Source organism: Paenibacillus monticola (assembly GCF_009664975.1).
Lineage (GTDB): Bacteria > Bacillota > Bacilli > Paenibacillales > Paenibacillaceae > Paenibacillus_AQ > Paenibacillus_AQ monticola.
The window spans coordinates 442,219-459,744 of record NZ_WJXB01000002.1 but is presented as its reverse complement, the minus strand read 5'-3'; the positions used below and the strand labels follow the sequence as shown (position 1 = coordinate 459,744).

The 17,526-nt window shown below is 40.4% G+C and carries 16 protein-coding genes; 12 read left to right on the top strand and 4 right to left on the bottom strand.

Going from position 1 to position 17,526, the window contains the following annotated elements:
- The first annotated feature begins 10 nt into the window (after nt 1-10).
- The gene (locus GJB61_RS06560) at nt 11-1,600 is read left to right on the top strand and encodes a sensor domain-containing diguanylate cyclase (protein ID WP_154117662.1); all 1,590 of its coding nucleotides are present in this window, start codon (nt 11-13) and stop codon (nt 1,598-1,600) included.
- A 124-nt stretch (nt 1,601-1,724) separates the two neighbouring features.
- Entirely contained in the window at nt 1,725-2,447 is a 723-nt protein-coding gene (locus GJB61_RS06555; RefSeq protein WP_154117661.1) for a cupin domain-containing protein, read from the top strand.
- Nucleotides 2,448-2,505: 58 nt separating this feature from the next.
- Here the strand turns inward: GJB61_RS06555 and GJB61_RS06550 are convergent, their stop codons facing one another.
- Nucleotides 2,506-3,501 (bottom strand): acrylyl-CoA reductase family protein, encoded by a 996-nt coding sequence (locus tag GJB61_RS06550; protein WP_154117660.1) that lies wholly within the window; start codon nt 3,499-3,501, stop codon nt 2,506-2,508.
- A 123-nt stretch (nt 3,502-3,624) separates the two neighbouring features.
- Between GJB61_RS06550 and GJB61_RS06545 the strand changes: the two genes are divergently transcribed.
- The 5 genes from GJB61_RS06545 to GJB61_RS06525 all read left to right on the top strand — a co-directional run bounded on the left by GJB61_RS06545 (nt 3,625) and on the right by GJB61_RS06525 (nt 9,617).
- Nucleotides 3,625-4,221, top strand: coding sequence for a TetR/AcrR family transcriptional regulator (locus GJB61_RS06545; RefSeq protein WP_154117659.1), 597 nt, complete (start codon nt 3,625-3,627; stop codon nt 4,219-4,221).
- A gap of 1 nt (nt 4,222) precedes the next feature.
- A complete protein-coding gene (locus GJB61_RS06540) occupies nt 4,223-5,488 on the top strand; it encodes an XAC2610-related protein (RefSeq protein WP_154117658.1) in 1,266 nt (421 codons plus the stop codon).
- Between the two features lie 73 nt (nt 5,489-5,561).
- A complete protein-coding gene (locus GJB61_RS06535; RefSeq protein ID WP_154117657.1) occupies nt 5,562-6,191 on the top strand; it encodes a DUF6518 family protein in 630 nt (209 codons plus the stop codon).
- Nucleotides 6,192-6,234: 43 nt separating this feature from the next.
- Nucleotides 6,235-6,774: a GNAT family N-acetyltransferase gene (locus tag GJB61_RS06530; protein WP_154117656.1), complete on the top strand. Its 540-nt coding sequence runs from the start codon at nt 6,235-6,237 to the stop codon at nt 6,772-6,774.
- Nucleotides 6,775-7,118: 344 nt separating this feature from the next.
- Nucleotides 7,119-9,617 (top strand): DEAD/DEAH box helicase family protein, encoded by a 2,499-nt coding sequence (locus GJB61_RS06525; RefSeq protein ID WP_154117655.1) that lies wholly within the window; start codon nt 7,119-7,121, stop codon nt 9,615-9,617.
- Here the strand turns inward: GJB61_RS06525 and GJB61_RS06520 are convergent.
- Nucleotides 9,612-10,682, bottom strand: coding sequence for a D-alanine--D-alanine ligase family protein (locus GJB61_RS06520; protein ID WP_154117654.1), 1,071 nt, complete (start codon nt 10,680-10,682; stop codon nt 9,612-9,614). The two genes, GJB61_RS06525 and GJB61_RS06520, sit on opposite strands and share 6 nt — an antisense overlap.
- 27 nt (nt 10,683-10,709) lie before the next feature.
- Nucleotides 10,710-11,690 (bottom strand): tyrosine-type recombinase/integrase, encoded by a 981-nt coding sequence (locus GJB61_RS06515; protein WP_154117653.1) that lies wholly within the window; start codon nt 11,688-11,690, stop codon nt 10,710-10,712.
- Between the two features lie 142 nt (nt 11,691-11,832).
- Between GJB61_RS06515 and GJB61_RS06510 the strand changes: the two genes are divergently transcribed.
- The 4 genes from GJB61_RS06510 to GJB61_RS06495 all read left to right on the top strand — a co-directional run bounded on the left by GJB61_RS06510 (nt 11,833) and on the right by GJB61_RS06495 (nt 14,905).
- On the top strand, nt 11,833-13,251 hold the full coding sequence (locus GJB61_RS06510; RefSeq protein WP_154117652.1) for an NAD-dependent malic enzyme: 1,419 nt from the start codon (nt 11,833-11,835) through the stop codon (nt 13,249-13,251).
- A gap of 174 nt (nt 13,252-13,425) precedes the next feature.
- Complete coding sequence (locus GJB61_RS06505) at nt 13,426-13,866, top strand: hypothetical protein (protein WP_154117651.1); 441 nt, start codon at nt 13,426-13,428, stop codon at nt 13,864-13,866.
- 22 nt (nt 13,867-13,888) lie between these two features.
- Nucleotides 13,889-14,461, top strand: a complete 573-nt coding sequence (locus GJB61_RS06500) for a histidine phosphatase family protein (protein ID WP_154117650.1) — start codon at nt 13,889-13,891, stop codon at nt 14,459-14,461.
- Complete coding sequence (locus GJB61_RS06495; protein WP_154117649.1) at nt 14,462-14,905, top strand: GNAT family N-acetyltransferase; 444 nt, start codon at nt 14,462-14,464, stop codon at nt 14,903-14,905. It begins immediately after the preceding gene.
- Between the two features lie 100 nt (nt 14,906-15,005).
- Here the strand turns inward: GJB61_RS06495 and GJB61_RS06490 are convergent, their stop codons facing one another.
- Entirely contained in the window at nt 15,006-15,833 is an 828-nt protein-coding gene (locus GJB61_RS06490) for an IclR family transcriptional regulator (protein WP_154117648.1), read from the bottom strand.
- 358 nt (nt 15,834-16,191) lie between these two features.
- Between GJB61_RS06490 and GJB61_RS06485 the strand changes: the two genes are divergently transcribed.
- The gene (locus GJB61_RS06485) at nt 16,192-17,523 is read left to right on the top strand and encodes an ABC transporter substrate-binding protein (RefSeq protein WP_154117647.1); all 1,332 of its coding nucleotides are present in this window, start codon (nt 16,192-16,194) and stop codon (nt 17,521-17,523) included.
- Nucleotides 17,524-17,526 lie beyond the last annotated feature (3 nt).

Genomic DNA, 17,526 nt, shown 5'->3' with positions numbered 1-17,526 from the left:
GGGGCGCTTAATGCCTATGCTGAAAAAGATGCGCACTGGACGAAAGAGAAAATTAGGTTTAACTGCGCTGCTAACAGGATTGGTGACTCTGGTAGTTGTGCTGACATCAACTATTCTTCTTGTGGCATCTTACCAATCCAAAAAGGAATCATTAATAGAAACTACATTACATTTAAATTACTCAAATGCCAGTAGAATGAGTCAGACTGTAGATTCTCTGTTTCGTTCGATGCAAGCCAGTCTGAAGTACAGTGCGAATGAATTTTCAGATGTTGAAGCTATGCAGGCGAATGAAATTGATGATAATCTTGAATTAATGCGCAATAGTAGCAACTATTTTAATTCGATCGCATTGATCAATGCAGATGGATTAATTCTCAACACTGCGCCAGAATCAGTAGGAATGGCAGGTCAGTATATCAGCTCCAAAAAAGGTAAGGAAGCACTGCAGAAGCAGCTTCCATATTTATCTAAAGCTGCTACGGTTCCAGGTACTGGAAGACTTATTTTATTCATGAGCGAACCTGTATTCAACCCTGAGGGACTTTATCTGGGCGTGGTTGGTGGTACCCTGTATCTGCATGAGAATAATGTTCTGAATATGATTATAGGCAACAGTGCCATTGATGATTCAGGTTCTTATTATTTTATTGTCGGATCTGACGGGCATTTACTATTTCATCCTGATAAAGCACGGATCGGTGAAGATATTAGCTCTAACCCAGTGGTGCAGAGGTTGCTGAGAGGCTACAGTGGACAGCAGCAGGTGTTTACCATAAAAGGAGTGCCAATGCTTGCAGGTTATGCCAGTGTTCCGACAAATGGTTGGGGAGTAGTCGTAGTCTCGCCCACCCATATTATCCAGGAACAGCTGCTAAGTCACCTCAAAAAGGTTCTTTGGTATACGGCAATCCCCTTTTTCTGTCTGTTCTTTGGTGTTATCATTCTAGCGCGCAGATTAGCCAGGCCTTTTGTATATCTTGCAGATCTGGTAAATAAGCTCGGGAAGGAAAAAGTCGAGCTTTCGGAAATAAAACCTCATTGGAACAGGGAGGCGGATCTGCTAAACAGAGCCGTCCTCCTCGCCTTGCGAGATGTACAGAGTGAGAAGGACCAACTGACCCAAGAGGCCATGACGGATATTCTAACCGGATTGATGAACCGTAGAAAGCTGGAACAAAAGATGAAAGAATGGATTGAGGAGAAAATCCCCTTTTCCCTTATCACTATGGATGTAGACAAATTCAAGTTCGTAAATGATACCTATGGTCATCTGGCCGGTGATGAGGTATTGAAGCAAGTGGCTGGTATTATTACAGCTTCCGTTCGTCCAGATGATATTTGCAGCCGCTATGGTGGTGAGGAATTTATTATTCTGCTATCCCGCACCAGAGCTGTAGATGCTTATATTGTTGCTGAAAGAATTCGCCAAACATTGGAAAAAAGCGATGTTCCGACGGCTATGCGAGTTACAGTCTCGCAAGGGATTGCCCATTTCCCTTCACATGCGAAATCCCGAGAAGAGCTATTGCACAGAGCAGACAGAGCTCTATATTCAGCTAAGCATCAGGGGCGAAACAAGACTATTATTGCCGATTAACTATTTTACAGTTCAACTACCCCGGGAAATATCTGCACCTGGGCATGGGCGAATGCATATCTTATCCTTAGGAACAACAAAAATTGTTACTACAGAAGGGTAGGAATGTAACGTGACTTCATACATGGATTATACTTCTCCTAATACGCAATTTACTTACGATGTGAACTGCAACACGACTTTTAAAAAGGATGATTGCAATTACATTAATACGTTGTCTATTAAGGAATTGAACACGCTGGAGAATACATCGCTGCTTGATATCTTTCTTAGCAGAAGCAACGTGGTCGAACCTCATTACCATCAAAATGCTGCTGAACTCGTCTATTGTATCTGCGGTGCTGCAGTGGTTTCCTTAATCAACCCGTTTACGAATGAGTTGCTACACTTCCCGATCTGTCCAGGTCAAGTGGCAAACGTGCCGCAAGGCTGGTGGCATTATGAGGTGGCAACTATGGATAACACGCATCTGCTGGCCATCTTCGATGCGCCTATCCCAGAGGTCATTCTTGGCTCGGATATCTTAAGCTTAACTCCGGCAAACGTACTGGCTCATACCTATTGTCTCAATGAGGCTAAGGTGAAGGATGCTTTGGCTCCAATTAAACCGGGAACGTTCATTGGCCCGCCTGTTGGCTGCTGTGAACCCAATAAAGTTCAAGCAGAACAGACTGCTAATATGCAGCCCAATGCATATCCAATGGGGATGTCCCCGCAAGCTTACGGCTACCAGCAACCGCACCCAGTTCAAGGGTATCATAATCAGGGCTATGCCCAGTATTATCGTCAGTACCCGTATGTGCAGCAGCAATATTCGCAATATCAGTACCCAAGCAATCAGGAATAAATTCTTATGATTACAAAAAAAACCTCTCTGGATCACTGATCCAGAGAGGTTTTACGTGTTAGGACAAGCGGACAAGTACCCGACCTCTTGTGTTGGATTTCAAAATATCTGCCAGCGCCTCGGGCAAATCATTCAAGGTTACTTCCCGGTCCACGAGGTTCTCAAGATGCTCAGGTTTCAGGTCGGCAGCCATCCGTTCCCATACCTGGAGCCGAGTATCCATTGGACATAGCACTGAGTCGATACCCAGCAGGTTTACACCCCGCAATATAAACGGAAGAACAGTAGTTGGCACCGAGGTTCCTGCAGTTAAACCGCTGGCGGCAACTGAGCCTTTATAAGCGATTTTGCTCAATATTGCCGCCAGCGGGCTACCACCGACAGAATCGACCGCTGCTTGCCATAGCTGCTTGTCCAAGGGTCTGCTTGAAGGGCCAATAACATCTTCGCGGGAGATTATTTCTTCTGCTCCCAAAGCTGTTAAATAGTCTGCGGCATCGGCTTTGCCTGTACTGGCTACTACGTGATAGCCTTTTTTGCTGAGTATGGCGATAGCCGTCCCGCCGACGCCGCCAGTAGCACCCGTTACCAAGACTTTACCTTTGTCTGGGCTTAATCCATTAGCTTCGAGTTCTTGAATGGACAATGCGGCCGTAAAGCCGGCAGTGCCATAGATCATGGCTTCTCTTAAGGTAAGTCCATCCGGAAGAGGAGTCACCCAATCAGCAGGAATACGTGCATATTCGCTGAAGCCTCCGAAGTGGGACACGCCAATGCCGTTTCCGGCTGCAATAACACTTTGTCCTTCATGGAAGCGATCGTCTGTTGAGGAGACCACGGTACCCGACAAATCCACTCCTGGAATAAAGGGATAATCTCTTAAGATTTTGCCGTCCGGAATACTGGCTAAACCGTCTTTATAATTCACACTGGAATAGGCAACTTTAATGACAACCTCACCTGCGGGCAGATCTTCTAAAGTAACCTGCTTAACAGTAACGGAAAAAGAAGACTCCGTCTTATCAACAACTAGCGCTTGAAATGCTTCTGGCATGAGTGTAATCTCCTTTTAACGAATTAGTATGTAACTCCTTTATATATTATTTATTCTGACTGGTCAACTTTTTTATGTCTGTGATATAATGTGCAGTAATTATGATAAACAGTGGAGGCTACTATGGTCCGTTATAAGAAATCTGAGGAAAAGCGCAAGCAAATTCTCTTCGCTGCCTTTCAAGCCTTGTCTGAATTGGGGTATGATTCTGTGACACTGCAGGTGATCGCGGATCATGCTAAGGTGAGTAAAGGGGTTGTACATTATTATTTTGAGAGTAAGGAAGCGGTCTTGGTTGAACTTCTGGAATGGCTGACTGCCAAAATATTCGAGAAGGAATTCGCAGCAGTACAAGAGCAGACCACGGCTACAGGAAAGCTACAAGCCTATATCAATTCTGCTTTTGTCTCCCCAGAGAAGAACCGTTCTTTTTACCGTGTCTACCTCGACTTTCTGGCGAAGGCCAGCCGCAATTCCGTCTACCGTGAGATTAACCAGCGCTTCTATGATAATTGTACGAGCATTAGTGCGGAGGTCCTGCTGTTGGGACAGCAGGAAGGGATTTTCTCGCAAAACCTGGCTGCTGAGCAAACAGCCCCCATCATCCGCGCGATCATCGATGGCTGCCTGATCCAGTGGCTCATGACGGACAAGGATGAACTTCATGCCGGGTTCAAGGAGTCCTGTTTTGTGACAATTATGAAGGTATTGGGCGTGTGAGATGAGAACTGTTAAAGTATTCTATGTTTTGTTGTCGGTAGTTATCGGAGTTGCCTGTTTCTATGGTTTGCTGTTTATTGCATTCAGTGTAGGAGATGGTCTTCTCACGCAGAAAGATCCGGCAGGTGTCTGTTTGGTATTATTAGCGATGTTGTTTGGTGTTGGAGGTTATTTGGCTCTGGGAGTTAAGATTGATAGAAGACTGGTTCCATTAGCGTTGGCACTCATGATAGCCGCTATATTTTTTACTTTGCCTATTATTCAGACTCTAGATGACTTGAAAGATAACCATAAGAAAAGCTATGCCTCCAAACATCAGGACGATTACATAGTTCAACTGAACAGTATCCTTCAGAAAGACGATTTACCTATGGAATTAGATTCCAAGAGCAGTAACTTTGATACTCTGTACAAGGGTAACAGCATATGGTTGAATTTCGAAAAAGCCAATGAGGAGCCAGTAACTGAAGCTGACGTGAATATGCTCCTGACTCTTTTGCCTGAAGTGGATAGAGACGTCCGCATTCGTATTTCATTTGGCGTCTATAACTCTGATTATGCTGGCCGGGAGTCAAGTATGGGATTTATGCTGGATCAGGATAAAGTACCGGAGAACTGCACCATAAGTGACGGGTATGAGTACCTTTGCGCAAAATATGCAGCGAATTTCGTTCCAGTGCCATCTAAAGCGGTATATAGCACAAGCAGCCGTATCAACGACTCTCTTCCAGAGTTTACTTTTACAGTCTATGGGGTGAAAAAAGAGCCGTTGAGCAGCGCGAACCAGATTGTAATCACGAATAAAGAGGCGAGTGGTGAGATTATTCAGGAACTACCGTTTAATGAGACGTCAACTAGTGATACCGAAACATTTGGATTTATAATGGAAGATATGAATTTTGACGGATATCTGGATATTCGTATCCAGGCAGATACACCAGCTGCTCCCAACATTCCGTATGATTGCTGGTTGTGGGATGCCAACAATTCCAAGTTTATCCGCAATTCTTATTTGGAAGAGATACAGTCACCTGAGTTCGATACGCAGAAACAAATCATCACCTCAATCGGCAGATCCAGCGCCTCAGAACACTTCTGGGAAGAATACAAGTATATCGATGGGATTCCGACGCTGATGAAGAGAACAGAAGAAGAGATTAATCAACCGCAAAAAATAATTCATACTGTGGTCTGGGAACTTGTAAATGGAGAATTAGAAATTACAGAAGATTACAAGGAAGCCTATGTGGACCCAGAAGGACTGTAACACGTGTCGAACGAGGCCAGACTACAATCGTTCAGAGCGATTGTTCAAGTGAAGCTTTAGAAGGAGGGGGAAAATGATTCATTCGGTAGCTCAGCGACAGACCATGAAGCTTTGGAAAAGCATATTTTTTTCAGTAGTTATCGGGATAGTGGTAGGAATACTTACAGTTTTGGGACAAGGGATACTTCCGGGCAACTGGAATTCTCTAGCAAACTCGGGAACAGTGTGGCTGATCCCAACCTTTTTCATAGGGGCTCTTGGCTCTAGAAAATTAACTGCTGCAATTAATGGTATCCTTTCACTGTTTGGAATGGTAGCAGGATATTATGCCTATGCCATGCTCATACAGGACGTTAGTCATTCACTCTATTACATATTGCTGTGGACGGGTGCAGCTGTTGTTGGGGGTATTATTTTTGGCATTGCAGGCCATCTGTGGAGACAAGGGAGAAGCTGGTGGCGTCATTGTGGAAGTGCGCTGCTTGGCGGTGTTTTTATTACCGAAGGCTTGAATTTATTCATACACATCGATGATTATCGTCATATGCTGGCTGTTGGGGTTGTTGAGATCATCGTTGGTTTGGGTCTGGTGCTGGTGCTGGAGCGAACGAATAGAGCACGTGGTTATGCGTTGCTGCTGCTACTTCCGGTCATTATATTGGGGTTGATTGGGTATCAGGTTCTGCGTAGCTTTGCTGGGTAAGTTAGCGAAGCTTCAAATAGCTATGGGGAGGAAAAGAGAAATAATGGAACTATGCTATGAAGAATTTAAAGACGACATTGAACCTCTTGTAGAATTTTTAACATCAGATACTTGGGATTTTCTTGGGGAATCGAATCCAAGTCCAGAAAAAATAAGAGAGAATTATAAAAACCAAGTGTATACAGGAAATAATAATAAAACATTTTGGGTTATTTCAGACCAAAGGATAAAAGTGGGAATGGTAAGGATCTATGATTTACAAGATAGCACACCGCTGCTTGATATAAGGATTTTGAGTAAGTATAAAGGTATGGGAGTTGGGACAATGACTATCAATTGGCTCATTGATTATATATTTAATAATTTTACGGATAAGGAAAGGATAGAGGGGAATACCAGGCAGGATAATTATGCTATGAGATGTGTATTTCATAAGTGTGGCTTTGTTAAAGAAGCACATTATCGAAAATCATGGAAAGACAAAAATGGCAATCTATATGATGCAATTGGTTATGGCTTACTTAAAGCAGATTGGCAGAAGGGGAAAACTACCCCAGTAGATTGGAATGACTTTAAATATTAAGCCAACTTGTTTCCAAGTTAATAATAATTAGAAAACTTTTAATAAAATCGATGCTAAAATGGTCGCGTTGAGCGGAGAGACAGGTGCACTGAAAAGGGCACCTGTCTTATTTTGTATATATTTGCAGAAAATCAGTGAAAATCGTTGTATTTACAGGAGGATTCTGGAATTGGAGGGCGAATATATAAATTAAAAATATAAAAAGATCATGTTTGATTGTGCGGAGAATGTAGTTTGAGCTTGCAAATGCCTCCCGTGAAGGTGAATTTGTAGACAAATTAGGTTTGCTCCAAATCAACTCTTTTATGACCTAATAACTACGAATTATTTGGAGGTCTTATGAAATGTACTTTTCCAATCAACAACAAATTATTGATAGGATTATTAATGGTATAGAAGAAAATAAGAAGCTTTTCATGATATCAGGTCCATCAGGTTCGGGAAAAAGTTATATTACCGAGCAGATACAGAAAGTATGGAGTAATGGAAGGGATAATAATTCTCTGGTGCTGGCAGGTGAGGATTATTTAGCAGATGCTGAACTGCATCCCTTTAACAAATGTTTTTCGGGAAATGAACAGCTCAAAAAAAACTTTTGGGTTAATAAATCAAAAAAAACATTGTCTAAACTACCAGCAGATGTTCCTTGGATCGGGAGTTTTCTAGAATCTTTTGTATTTGATTTGCTGCACATGGGAGAGTCCCAAATTGAATCTTATAACAGTAGCTTAACTAAAGAACAATTAGACATGGTCTTTAAGTTGCGATACATACTGTTTAAAGGGAATTTTTTAATTTGCATAGATAATTTGCACTGGTGGGATAAATCTTCTTTAGATTTATTGTTTGAGCTACTCGAAGGTAGGAAAAGCAACATGGGATTCCTCTCAAATGTTGTTTTTATAATTAACATAACAACAAATCAAACTACAGTCGACGAAAAAAGAGTTGAGAGAATTAAAAAGAATTTCAACTTTTCAAATTATAATGCTGAAGTTATATCGAAAGAAGAGTATGGGAATGTACTGACTTATCTTGGTTTGACAAAACAATTGGACAATAAATTAGTAGAACTTCTTTATAGTGCAACAAACGGTCATTTGCTTGTAACTCAGGATATCATAAAGTACATTAACGATAATGAATTTACTGATCAAGACGAATATTCAAGTTTCTTAAAAAATACCAGTTTGAGTATTTTAATTGAAGAACGCTTAAAGAACTACGGAGCAAAAGGAGAAATCGTTACCGAAGTATTGAAGTACGCATCTATAATCGGACGATCCTTTACTTTTTTAGAATTGGAAAGTTTAACGAAAAAAAGTAAATTTGAAATTAAAGATATTATTGGAAAAGCAAATGATCTATCACTCGTGGAAACAGGGGATGAACGTGCCCAGTTCATACATGAAATTGTAAGAGAACTTTTTTACAGTAAGCTTTGTGATAATAAATCCTTTTATTATAATGCAGCTGCAGAAGCTCTTAAAATTGTTGCTCCTGCAAAATATCTAACGAGAGCTAATTTTCTATTGCAGGCTGGATTGATAAAGGAAGGCTCCGTTCTATATATAATAGAATATCTGAGAAAGTTAAGATTGAAGGAAATAGTAGATATTGAATACACACGATCACTAATGCTATATGCAAAGGAGTTACCCGATGATAGATATATTAATATCATGAAAATTAGTTACAATTTGTATCACTCGCAAGAATATGAGAAATGCATTGCAGAGCTAGATACTATTGAAAATATGTATCCTCAGCTTTTACTGGCAGAAAGAGATTATTTGATGTCTATCTGTCTTAGTAAACAAATCGAAAGTAGATCCAGGCATAAAGCTGTTAATTGTCTAGAGCTTTACTCTAATTTTGATCAGTTAGAACAGGAGGGAGAAATATGGTCCAGAATAATGTCTGCTTTAATGGTAGCTTATGTACATATTGATGATTCAATTAATGCAGAAAAGACAAATAAGGCTTTATTTATGTATTTGGGGAATCGTGCAGCTTATGATGTTGAAGCACAAGATAAAATCAATATCTTGAGACGTAAGTCTGCGGCAGTGTGCTCAACCACCACAGCATTACGATTCACTAAACGAAGTGTAGAATATTTCGAACCTCAAGAAGGTTCAAATATTCCATTAAGTCCATTTGAGTACTATATGGCTTTGAACAATTTTGCTGCGAATGCAATTGTTTGTGGACAATTTATTATTGCTTTTGAATCTATGATAAAGGTTTTCAATTTAGTGAAATTCTTTTCAGAAATGGAGTTTCCAAGAAAAGAAATTATTATGAATAATTACATAATAAGTGGTTTCTTATCTGGTTGTCTCACAGTTGAGCAAGGGATTCAAGCATATAATCAAGTGTTCGAACAGATAAATTTTAAACATTCTGATCATGTATTGTTAAGAATGAATCAAGCCTCTTTATATGCATCTAATTATGATGTCCATACTGCAAGAGCTATTCTATATTCCCTCGTGGAAGAACTAGAGAATAAAGAAAATGTTGAAATTTACTACCAGTATTGTGTGGAGTCAAATCTCATGGTTGTGGAGTATCTTTGTAAAAATAAAGACAAGGCTCTTGAATTATGGAACAAGCTAACAGTCTTGCAGCCAATTATTGGTGATAAAGTATTCTATGTGAAAAGAAATAATATGATAAAAAAGATTTTTGATCAAGAAATTGTATCAGACGGAAAAATGTGGCTTAACATGCTTTTAGAAGTTTCCCCACACTCAAATACACTTGATAATATAGATTTGTGGGAGTTTTATGGGAAAGGATACTTATTTTCAGATACGCAGTTTTGGTCAGAATCATGAAACAGACTTAGTAATCTTGGATAACGTAATACCTACCAACGTTCCTAACATTTGCTCATATGAGTAACCAAGTATTTGGAAGGATTTATGGAAGGAGCTATGTTTTACAATATGGGGACTGGTAGCTAAATCTGTTACAAAAATGTTCCCATTTTTGTTAATGCGATAATCAACTCTGCCAAAACCCCTGATTCCTAATGTTGTAGCTATTTTTTTTGTTGTGTCTGTCATAATTTTAGTAATATCAGTTCTAAAACTTTCGAAATCATAAAATTTATAATTATCCGTCCCTCTAAGAACATAAGTTAGGATCTCATTTTCAAAAAAAATTTTATTATTTATTGATATTCCTAACGGTGGAAGTGTAATTGGTTCAGAAGCATACAAAAAAGGACACTCTACTTCGAATCCTTCAATAAACTGTTGTATTATAATCTCTTGTTTATAATGATGGCTCATCTGTTCGATTAAATGTTCACTTTCAGAAGAAAAATTAATAACATTATTTTCATCAAGGCCGATACTAGCAGATTCATGATTTAATTTAATGATAACTTTGTGATTCTCAGGCGGCTTCTTATCATTTAACCAGCCAAATTGTGTATCATATAACCAACTTTCAGGTACAGAGAAGCCATGATGTGTCAAGATATTTCCCGAATGAAGTTTGTTTCTGCATAGGCTAACCACGTAAGGATTAGAATTTACATATGGAATATTATTTATATCGCAGAAAGATGGAATTAACGACTTCCTTCCAATATTCGCTCCTTTCTGAGCCATATTTACCACAATATTGTATTTGTTTTTATCCAAAATACTTGTAGTGAGTACGTCTTTTATAAAGTGAAGTTCATCATAGTAGACTTTAGGATTAAATCCTATTAACTGAAAACCTTTTGTTAGTTCTTCTACTTCTAATTCACTTAAAAATTCAGAGGTTAGAGAAAATTCGGAATAATCTTGAAAATCAGTTGTAATTCCATCTACATTGGCTACTAAGATAAGGTTAGTTTGTTCATAATTTTGATTAGTAATCTTTAAAAAATAATCAATTTCATTCATTTCATAAGACCTCCAAATAATTCGTAGTTATTTGGAGGTCACAATCCGGTTGCGGGGGTTAAATTGGGAGAGGACGTCCCGTTTTCTTTTTATGGATACTTCGGTGTAGATTTCGGTGGTGCTGACGCTGGAATGGCCCAATATTTCTTGAACGGCTCGGAGATCGGCTCCGTTCTCCAGCAGCTGTGTTGCGAAAGAATGGCGCAGATAGTGAGGAGTGGACTTTTCGTTAATATTGGCTAATTTCCGATACTTGGTGAAAATATCTTCCACGCCAAAGATCGATAAAGATTGGCCGTACTTATTCAGAAACAAAGTATCCATTTTGGGCTGAAACAGTTCCCTAACCTCCATCCATTCATGAAGTTTATCAATCAACTCACTGCTGGATAAATATAACAACCTCTCTTTGCGCCCCTTCCCAAATATAACAACAACTCTGTTCTTCAGATCAATATCCTCCAGATGTATTTGTGCAAGCTCTCCTATTCTTATGCCAGTGGAGAATAATAAATCAATGATGGCGTCATTTCTAATGGATAAGCGAGTTCGAAAGGGTGTGGTCAGTTGTTCCCGATCCAATTTTGGAGAATGTAGCAAACGTTCTATTTCTTCTACGGCTAGGGTTTTAGGGATTCTTTTGGCTGTTCGAAATTTCTTGCCGAAATTATTGAGTGGGGATTGCTCGATCCAGTTTTTTTGCACCAAGAAGACAAAAAAAGCCTTAATCGATATGTATTTTCTTTTGATGGTGGAATCTTTGAGTGGAGTGGAAGTGTTAAAGCTATGAAAGTAGTGATGAAGGCTGTCACTAGTTATCGTTTCAATGTGATTTTCGGATAACCAGGTGTGTAGCCTGTTTAAGTCGGAAAGATAAGCTTTAATAGACTTGGATGATAGGTTTTTCTCAATAATTAGAAAAGAAACGTATTTCTCTAGATACTGATGTAATTCTGAAACGGGAAAGGCCAATGAAATTCCTCCTGGATGTATATGATTATTTTTCATAGTTTTTCAAAGTATATCAGAGTCTAGCGGTAGAACGGAGTATAATCAGTTTTGAGTTTAAGGATGGATTCACTACTATTTTGTTAACTCGGTAAAATGTAGTATATTTTAAATAAAATATAAGAAAGAGGAGGCTCATCGAATGTCGATAGCTACAACAATGATAATACGGCTGGAGATTCGAAAATCGGAGGCGTCTTTTGGCGATGTGGCTTCCGGAATTGCCGCTGCGGGCGGGGATATTGTTGCTATTGACGTTATACGTGCAGGTAAGGATGTGACTACCCGGGATATTACTGTGAATGTGCAGGATGCGGGGAATGAAGAGGTTGTAAACATATTATCTAATATGTCGGGGATAAAAGTGATTAATGTGTCGGACTCGACTTTTTTGGCCCATATCGGTGGCAAAATAGAAATTACGCCCAAGATGCGCATCAAGAACCGGGAGGATCTGTCACAGGTATACACACCTGGTGTGGCTCGTGTAAGCATGGCGATTGCCCATGACCCCAGTAAAGCGTATTCTTTGACGATGAAAAGGAATACGGTAGCCGTTGTTACCGATGGGACCGCGGTGCTCGGGTTAGGAGACATTGGACCGGAAGCGGCGATGCCGGTGATGGAAGGCAAGGCGATGCTTTTTAAACAACTGGCGGGTATTGACGCGTTCCCCCTGTGCCTAAATACAAAAAATGCGGATGAAATCGTGAATATTGTGAAAGCGATTTCTCCGGGATTTGGCGGGATCAATCTGGAGGATATCAGCTCTCCGCGCTGTTTTGATATTGAACAGCGGCTTGTGGCTGAACTGGATATTCCGGTGTTTCATGATGATCAGCATGGGACGGCGGTTGTAGCGTTGGCCGGTCTATTGAATGCGTTGAAAGTGGTAGGGAAAACCATCGGAAACGTCAGAATTGTTGTTGTCGGCATCGGTGCGGCAGGAGTCTCAATCTGTAATCTATTGCTGGCTGCAGGCGCCCAGAATATAAGTGCAGTTGACCGCGAGGGCATTCTCAGCCGAGAAATTCACTATGATAATGCGGAATGGCAGAAGCTGGCCGCTCTGACGAATCCCACAGGAATTGTGGGCGGACTTCAGGAAGCGATGCTTGGGGCAGATGTATTCATCGGTGTGTCTGGTGGAGGCATACTGAGCGTTGATCATTTAAAAAGCATGGCCCCGGACAATATTGTCTTCGCCATGGCTAATCCATCTCCCGAGATTGAGCCGGATTTGGCGGAGCCGCATGTACGAGTTCTGGCGACCGGAAGAAGTGATTATCCGAATCAGATCAACAATGTGTTGTGCTTTCCCGGAATTTTCCGCGGCGCTCTGGATTGCCGAGCCAGAACGGTGAATCTCGAAATGAAGCTGGCGGCGGCGCGGGCTATTGCTTCGGTCGTCCTTGAGGATGAATTGAACGAACAGTATATTATCCCTAGTATTTTTAATGAAAAAGTAGTCGAGCATGTCCGTCTGGCAGTCATCGAGGCAGCAATAGCTACGGATATGGCTCGCCGGATTCCTCCGGATATTGCGGATAGAGAGAAATAAGTTACTTGTATATAAATTAGGCTCCTTATTAATCCGTACAGTGTAGAGAAAAGACCATTTCATACAAATGGTCTTTTTTGCTAGCGATAGAATTGAATATATTCAATTTGAGAAGATTTACTGTATCTTTTTTATGTAAAAATATACAATTAAGGAATGGAAGGGGACTAAACCATGTTTAAGAGGCTGCGCAACTTACTACTGTCTGGAATGATGCTGGTGCTCCTTGTAGCTTGCAATACAGAAACGGTCCATCACGACTATACTTTTACTGGCGAGGGTAACAAGTGGTCTGCTGAATATGTGCAACAGGCATCGGAGAAGTTTAGTAGCAAGAAGGGGAAGACAACTGATTATGAAACTTGGAAGAACGTTACTTTTCAGCTCCGGTACAAGGGGAAGCAAACAGATTTAGGAGAGATGAAACACTTTAAATACACTTATAAAGGGATTGCAGGAGGTGGTGGAGGAACTATGGAGGGTGCTGTTAGTGCGGAGACTTTAAAGTCAGTGAGCTCTGGAAGCGGCGCTTTTGAATGGGAAGATTCTGTAATTAAGGTCGAAGTGGAATGGGACGGACAGAAGGAGCAGTTTGAGCTGATGATTCGTAAATAATGTTGCTAACGAAAGGAGCCTTATGAAGATCGGGTTGGTCAGACACTTTAAAGTAGTGGATCATGCGGAGCGGAAGTGGATGTTCGGCAAGCAGTTTAATAAGTGGGTCGAACAATACAACGAATCGGATATTCAGCCGATAGCGTATAACGGACAGGAGCATGTATGGGATTTATGCTGGAGCAGTGATCTGTCCAGGGCTGCTCATACTGCTCAATTGATATATTCAGGTGATATTACTTATACGGATCAGTTAAGAGAGATCGATGTTGCTGCGGTTCCGCTGGCAGGAGTCAAACTGCATTACTTCCTTTGGTTATTGCTTGGGCGAATGGCCTGGCATTTCGACCATCATTCACAGCCCGAAGGCAGGACTTCAACGATACGACGCGCTAAGGAACTTCTGGATCTTTTGGAATCCAATGATGCTTCATTAAATGTCTTAATAGTAAGCCATGGAGTCTTTATGCATGTAATTGTTCAAGAGTTGAGACGTAGAGGCTATAAAGGCGCTAGTATGATTAATCCGCGCAATGGAGAACTTTATATACATGTGAAAGCAACTCACAAAGAACCAGAAAGTAGGAATAAATAAATGGTCATCATTAAAGAAATCGAAACGGAATCTCTTATTGCATTAAGCGGGTTATATCAGGAGCTGATTAACAAACCCACTGATTATAACAAGCTGGAGGAAGTCTTTAAGCTAATTAAGGCGGATAGCCGTTACATAGTGTTGGGTGCATTTGTGGATGGAGAATTGCTAGGGACGTTGATGGGGATTGTCTGCCAAGATCTTGTAGGCGATTGTAAGCCGTTTATGGTCATAGAGAATGTAGTGGTTTCTCCGACTGCCCGACGCCTAGGAATTGGTAAAAAACTCATGATAGCTATCGAAGAAATCGCGCAGGAACGAGACTGTTACTATATCATCCTGGTGTCTGGGGCGCAGCGGAAGGAAGCGCATGTGTTCTATGAGTCATTAGGCTACAGAGATGAGAAGGTTGAGGGCTACAGGAAACATCTGACTTCACATTAACTTTTCATTTTCTATTTCGGATTGCAGGTTATTTCAAAATATAGGAAATAAAAAACGGAGTCTGCGTAAGCGCAGCTCCGTTTTTCTATGCAAAAGATTATTAATTTATCGGAAACTCATCCTTAGTGTACCCAAGACACTTTGATATTTGGATTGCGGTCTCTTTGACATGGTTACCAACTACTGAAATGTCTTGAATGGAGAGCTCTGTCCGCAGAGCGGTTATGCTGATCGCTGCGACTAATATATTCTGATCGTTATAAATAGGAGCAGCTATACAACGAACACCGATTTCTCCTTCTTCATCCTCAATAGCGTAACCTTGCTTACGGATAGATTCCATAGCCGTTTTGAATTCGCTCCAACTAGTGATTGTGTTTTCTGTCTTTTGAGGTAAGCCTTTTTCCTTAATGATCTCTTCAATTACAGCAAGGGGGGAGTAAGCTGCAATCGCTTTCCCAACACCGGATAGATGTAGCAGTTGCCTTTGACCGATATAAGTGGAGAATTTCACAAACGATTGACTTTCCAGTTTATCAATAAAAAGTGCTTCACCATGGTCCAATGTAGCCATATGAACAGTAAATCCTGTACGCTCCATAAGACTTTGCATAAAGGGTTTCGCAAATTCTCGAATATCCATTTTGTTTAAGATTGAAGAGCTAATGGTTAGAAATTTCGTGCCTAGCTTATATTTCCCATCCTCTGTTTTATTGATGTAATCATGACCTTCCAAGGTATTGAGGATAAAGAAGGCACTGGTTTTGGGAATATCAACTAATTTGCAGATATCGCTAACGCCTAGGGGGTTTCTTTGTTCTGCCAAGATTTCAATAATAGAGAGCGCTTTATCAAGTGCGGGCACATTATATTTCTTGCTTGGTTTTTCTTCTATTAGCGTGATCGACTCGCCTTTTGTTTCTTTCATATTTAACAACCCTTTACATTGGATTTTAGAGGACTTTAATTCAAGGTCAACCCTGTAGGTTGTAGATATTTATTAAACGTTGTTTATATATTAAATCATATCATGGATAGAGGGAGAGAATCAAATGTTCAGGAGTAACATTTTTTTACAATTGCACTTAATATATATGCTGAAAGGAATTTCGGGAATGGGTTCACAGAGTTCACTGAAAATAACGATGTTAGATAAGTTGACAATTGATTGACAACTCAAATCTAATCTATTATATTTTTAACATACAAAACGTCGTTTAAGATTTTGGGGGGGTGAACTTGCAACATTATTCAAGACAAAACCATTACAGGGAGGATTCCATTCAATGAAAATGAAAAGCTTGGTTTCGATGGTTATTATGCCAATGGTCATTACTTGTTTACTTGCAGCATGTGGTAGTAAAGAAAATGCGAACACGTCCACAACCGCTGCCAGTTCGGCTCCAAGCAGTGCGGCTAGCGCTGCACCGACTACCGAAACTCCTGTACTTAAGGGCGAGGTTAACGTATTAATTGGAGAATCTTTACTTGGTGGCATTCATGAAGAACTGGTTACACAATTTGAGAGTGAATATCCAGATATCAAGATTAAGGTAGAAGCTCTTCCAGATGGGGGGATATTCGATGCTTTACGCACGAAGATTTCCACCGCGGAAATGCCGGATTTGTATGAGATTAATATTGGTCATGTAACGACTGGATTAGCAGATGAATCAGGGTACTTATATGATTTGAAGGATATGGAAGCTATGGGCAATTATCTCGATTCCGTGAAAGGTGCCTCCATTTATAATGGCAAAATTGTTGATTTCTCCTTGGGCTCTGGTGTGTTGGGTCTAGATTATGACAAAAAAGCGTTAGCTGAATTAGGGTACACTGAGCCTTTTAAAACATGGGATGAAATGATTGAGGCCGGAATGAAGTTGAAGGAACAAGGTAAAGATCTGTTAGTTTATAGTTCGAAGTGGGAAACCGCGATTTCGAATATCTTCCATTGGACGTTCGGACACAAAGCCATAGTAGATCCAGAATTTAAAGAAGCTTATCTTTCAAATTCGATTGATTGGACCAAAGAGGGCTATCGTGATGTATTGGTGGAAGGCTTTGAAAGATTCAAAGAGTTAAATCAATTTGTACGTGTCGGAAGCTTTACGAATGAGGTAGAAGTAGCTCGCCAATCCTTTACTAATGGTGAAAGTTTAACATTAATCGGCGGTTCATGGGAAGCAGGCTCGATTCATAAGCTGAATCCAGATTTAGATTTAGGTTTTATGAATTTACCTTATGCAGATGAGAATGAGAATCCAGTTATTTTCGTACCGGAGGATGGTTTAGCCATCAATGCCAAGTCGGAAAATCTCGAAGCTACCAAATTTTTCGCTAACTGGTTGTTCAGTAAAGAAACATATGCCAAGATTCAAAAAGCAAAAGGCAGTATGTCTGCTCTAAAAGGAGTGGGTGATTTGGATCCGGCCTACGTGGATGTGCCGAATTGGTTGGCTACTGATAATGTGATCTCTTTCGGGAATACAGGACCTGTTCCAGGTCCAACATGGATTGCTTTAGGGAACGCAGCTCAGAAGTATACCTTTGATGATAAATTGGATGAAAGTATTGACCAATTTATTAAAGAGTATGACAAAACAAAAACCAAATAAAGT

Coding starts and splice junctions, on each gene's coding strand:
- GJB61_RS06505 (WP_154117651.1), top strand. CDS start 13,426: ATGTTTAAGAGGCTGCGCAACTTACTACTGTCTGGAATGATGCTGGTG.
- GJB61_RS06545 (WP_154117659.1), top strand. CDS start 3,625: ATGGTCCGTTATAAGAAATCTGAGGAAAAGCGCAAGCAAATTCTCTTC.
- GJB61_RS06500 (WP_154117650.1), top strand. CDS start 13,889: ATGAAGATCGGGTTGGTCAGACACTTTAAAGTAGTGGATCATGCGGAG.
- GJB61_RS06535 (WP_154117657.1), top strand. CDS start 5,562: ATGATTCATTCGGTAGCTCAGCGACAGACCATGAAGCTTTGGAAAAGC.
- GJB61_RS06560 (WP_154117662.1), top strand. CDS start 11: ATGCCTATGCTGAAAAAGATGCGCACTGGACGAAAGAGAAAATTAGGT.
- GJB61_RS06515 (WP_154117653.1), bottom strand. CDS start 11,690: ATGAAAAATAATCATATACATCCAGGAGGAATTTCATTGGCCTTTCCC.
- GJB61_RS06490 (WP_154117648.1), bottom strand. CDS start 15,833: ATGAAAGAAACAAAAGGCGAGTCGATCACGCTAATAGAAGAAAAACCA.
- GJB61_RS06510 (WP_154117652.1), top strand. CDS start 11,833: ATGTCGATAGCTACAACAATGATAATACGGCTGGAGATTCGAAAATCG.
- GJB61_RS06525 (WP_154117655.1), top strand. CDS start 7,119: ATGTACTTTTCCAATCAACAACAAATTATTGATAGGATTATTAATGGT.
- GJB61_RS06530 (WP_154117656.1), top strand. CDS start 6,235: ATGGAACTATGCTATGAAGAATTTAAAGACGACATTGAACCTCTTGTA.
- GJB61_RS06520 (WP_154117654.1), bottom strand. CDS start 10,682: ATGAATGAAATTGATTATTTTTTAAAGATTACTAATCAAAATTATGAA.
- GJB61_RS06550 (WP_154117660.1), bottom strand. CDS start 3,501: ATGCCAGAAGCATTTCAAGCGCTAGTTGTTGATAAGACGGAGTCTTCT.
- GJB61_RS06495 (WP_154117649.1), top strand. CDS start 14,462: ATGGTCATCATTAAAGAAATCGAAACGGAATCTCTTATTGCATTAAGC.
- GJB61_RS06555 (WP_154117661.1), top strand. CDS start 1,725: ATGGATTATACTTCTCCTAATACGCAATTTACTTACGATGTGAACTGC.
- GJB61_RS06485 (WP_154117647.1), top strand. CDS start 16,192: ATGAAAATGAAAAGCTTGGTTTCGATGGTTATTATGCCAATGGTCATT.
- GJB61_RS06540 (WP_154117658.1), top strand. CDS start 4,223: ATGAGAACTGTTAAAGTATTCTATGTTTTGTTGTCGGTAGTTATCGGA.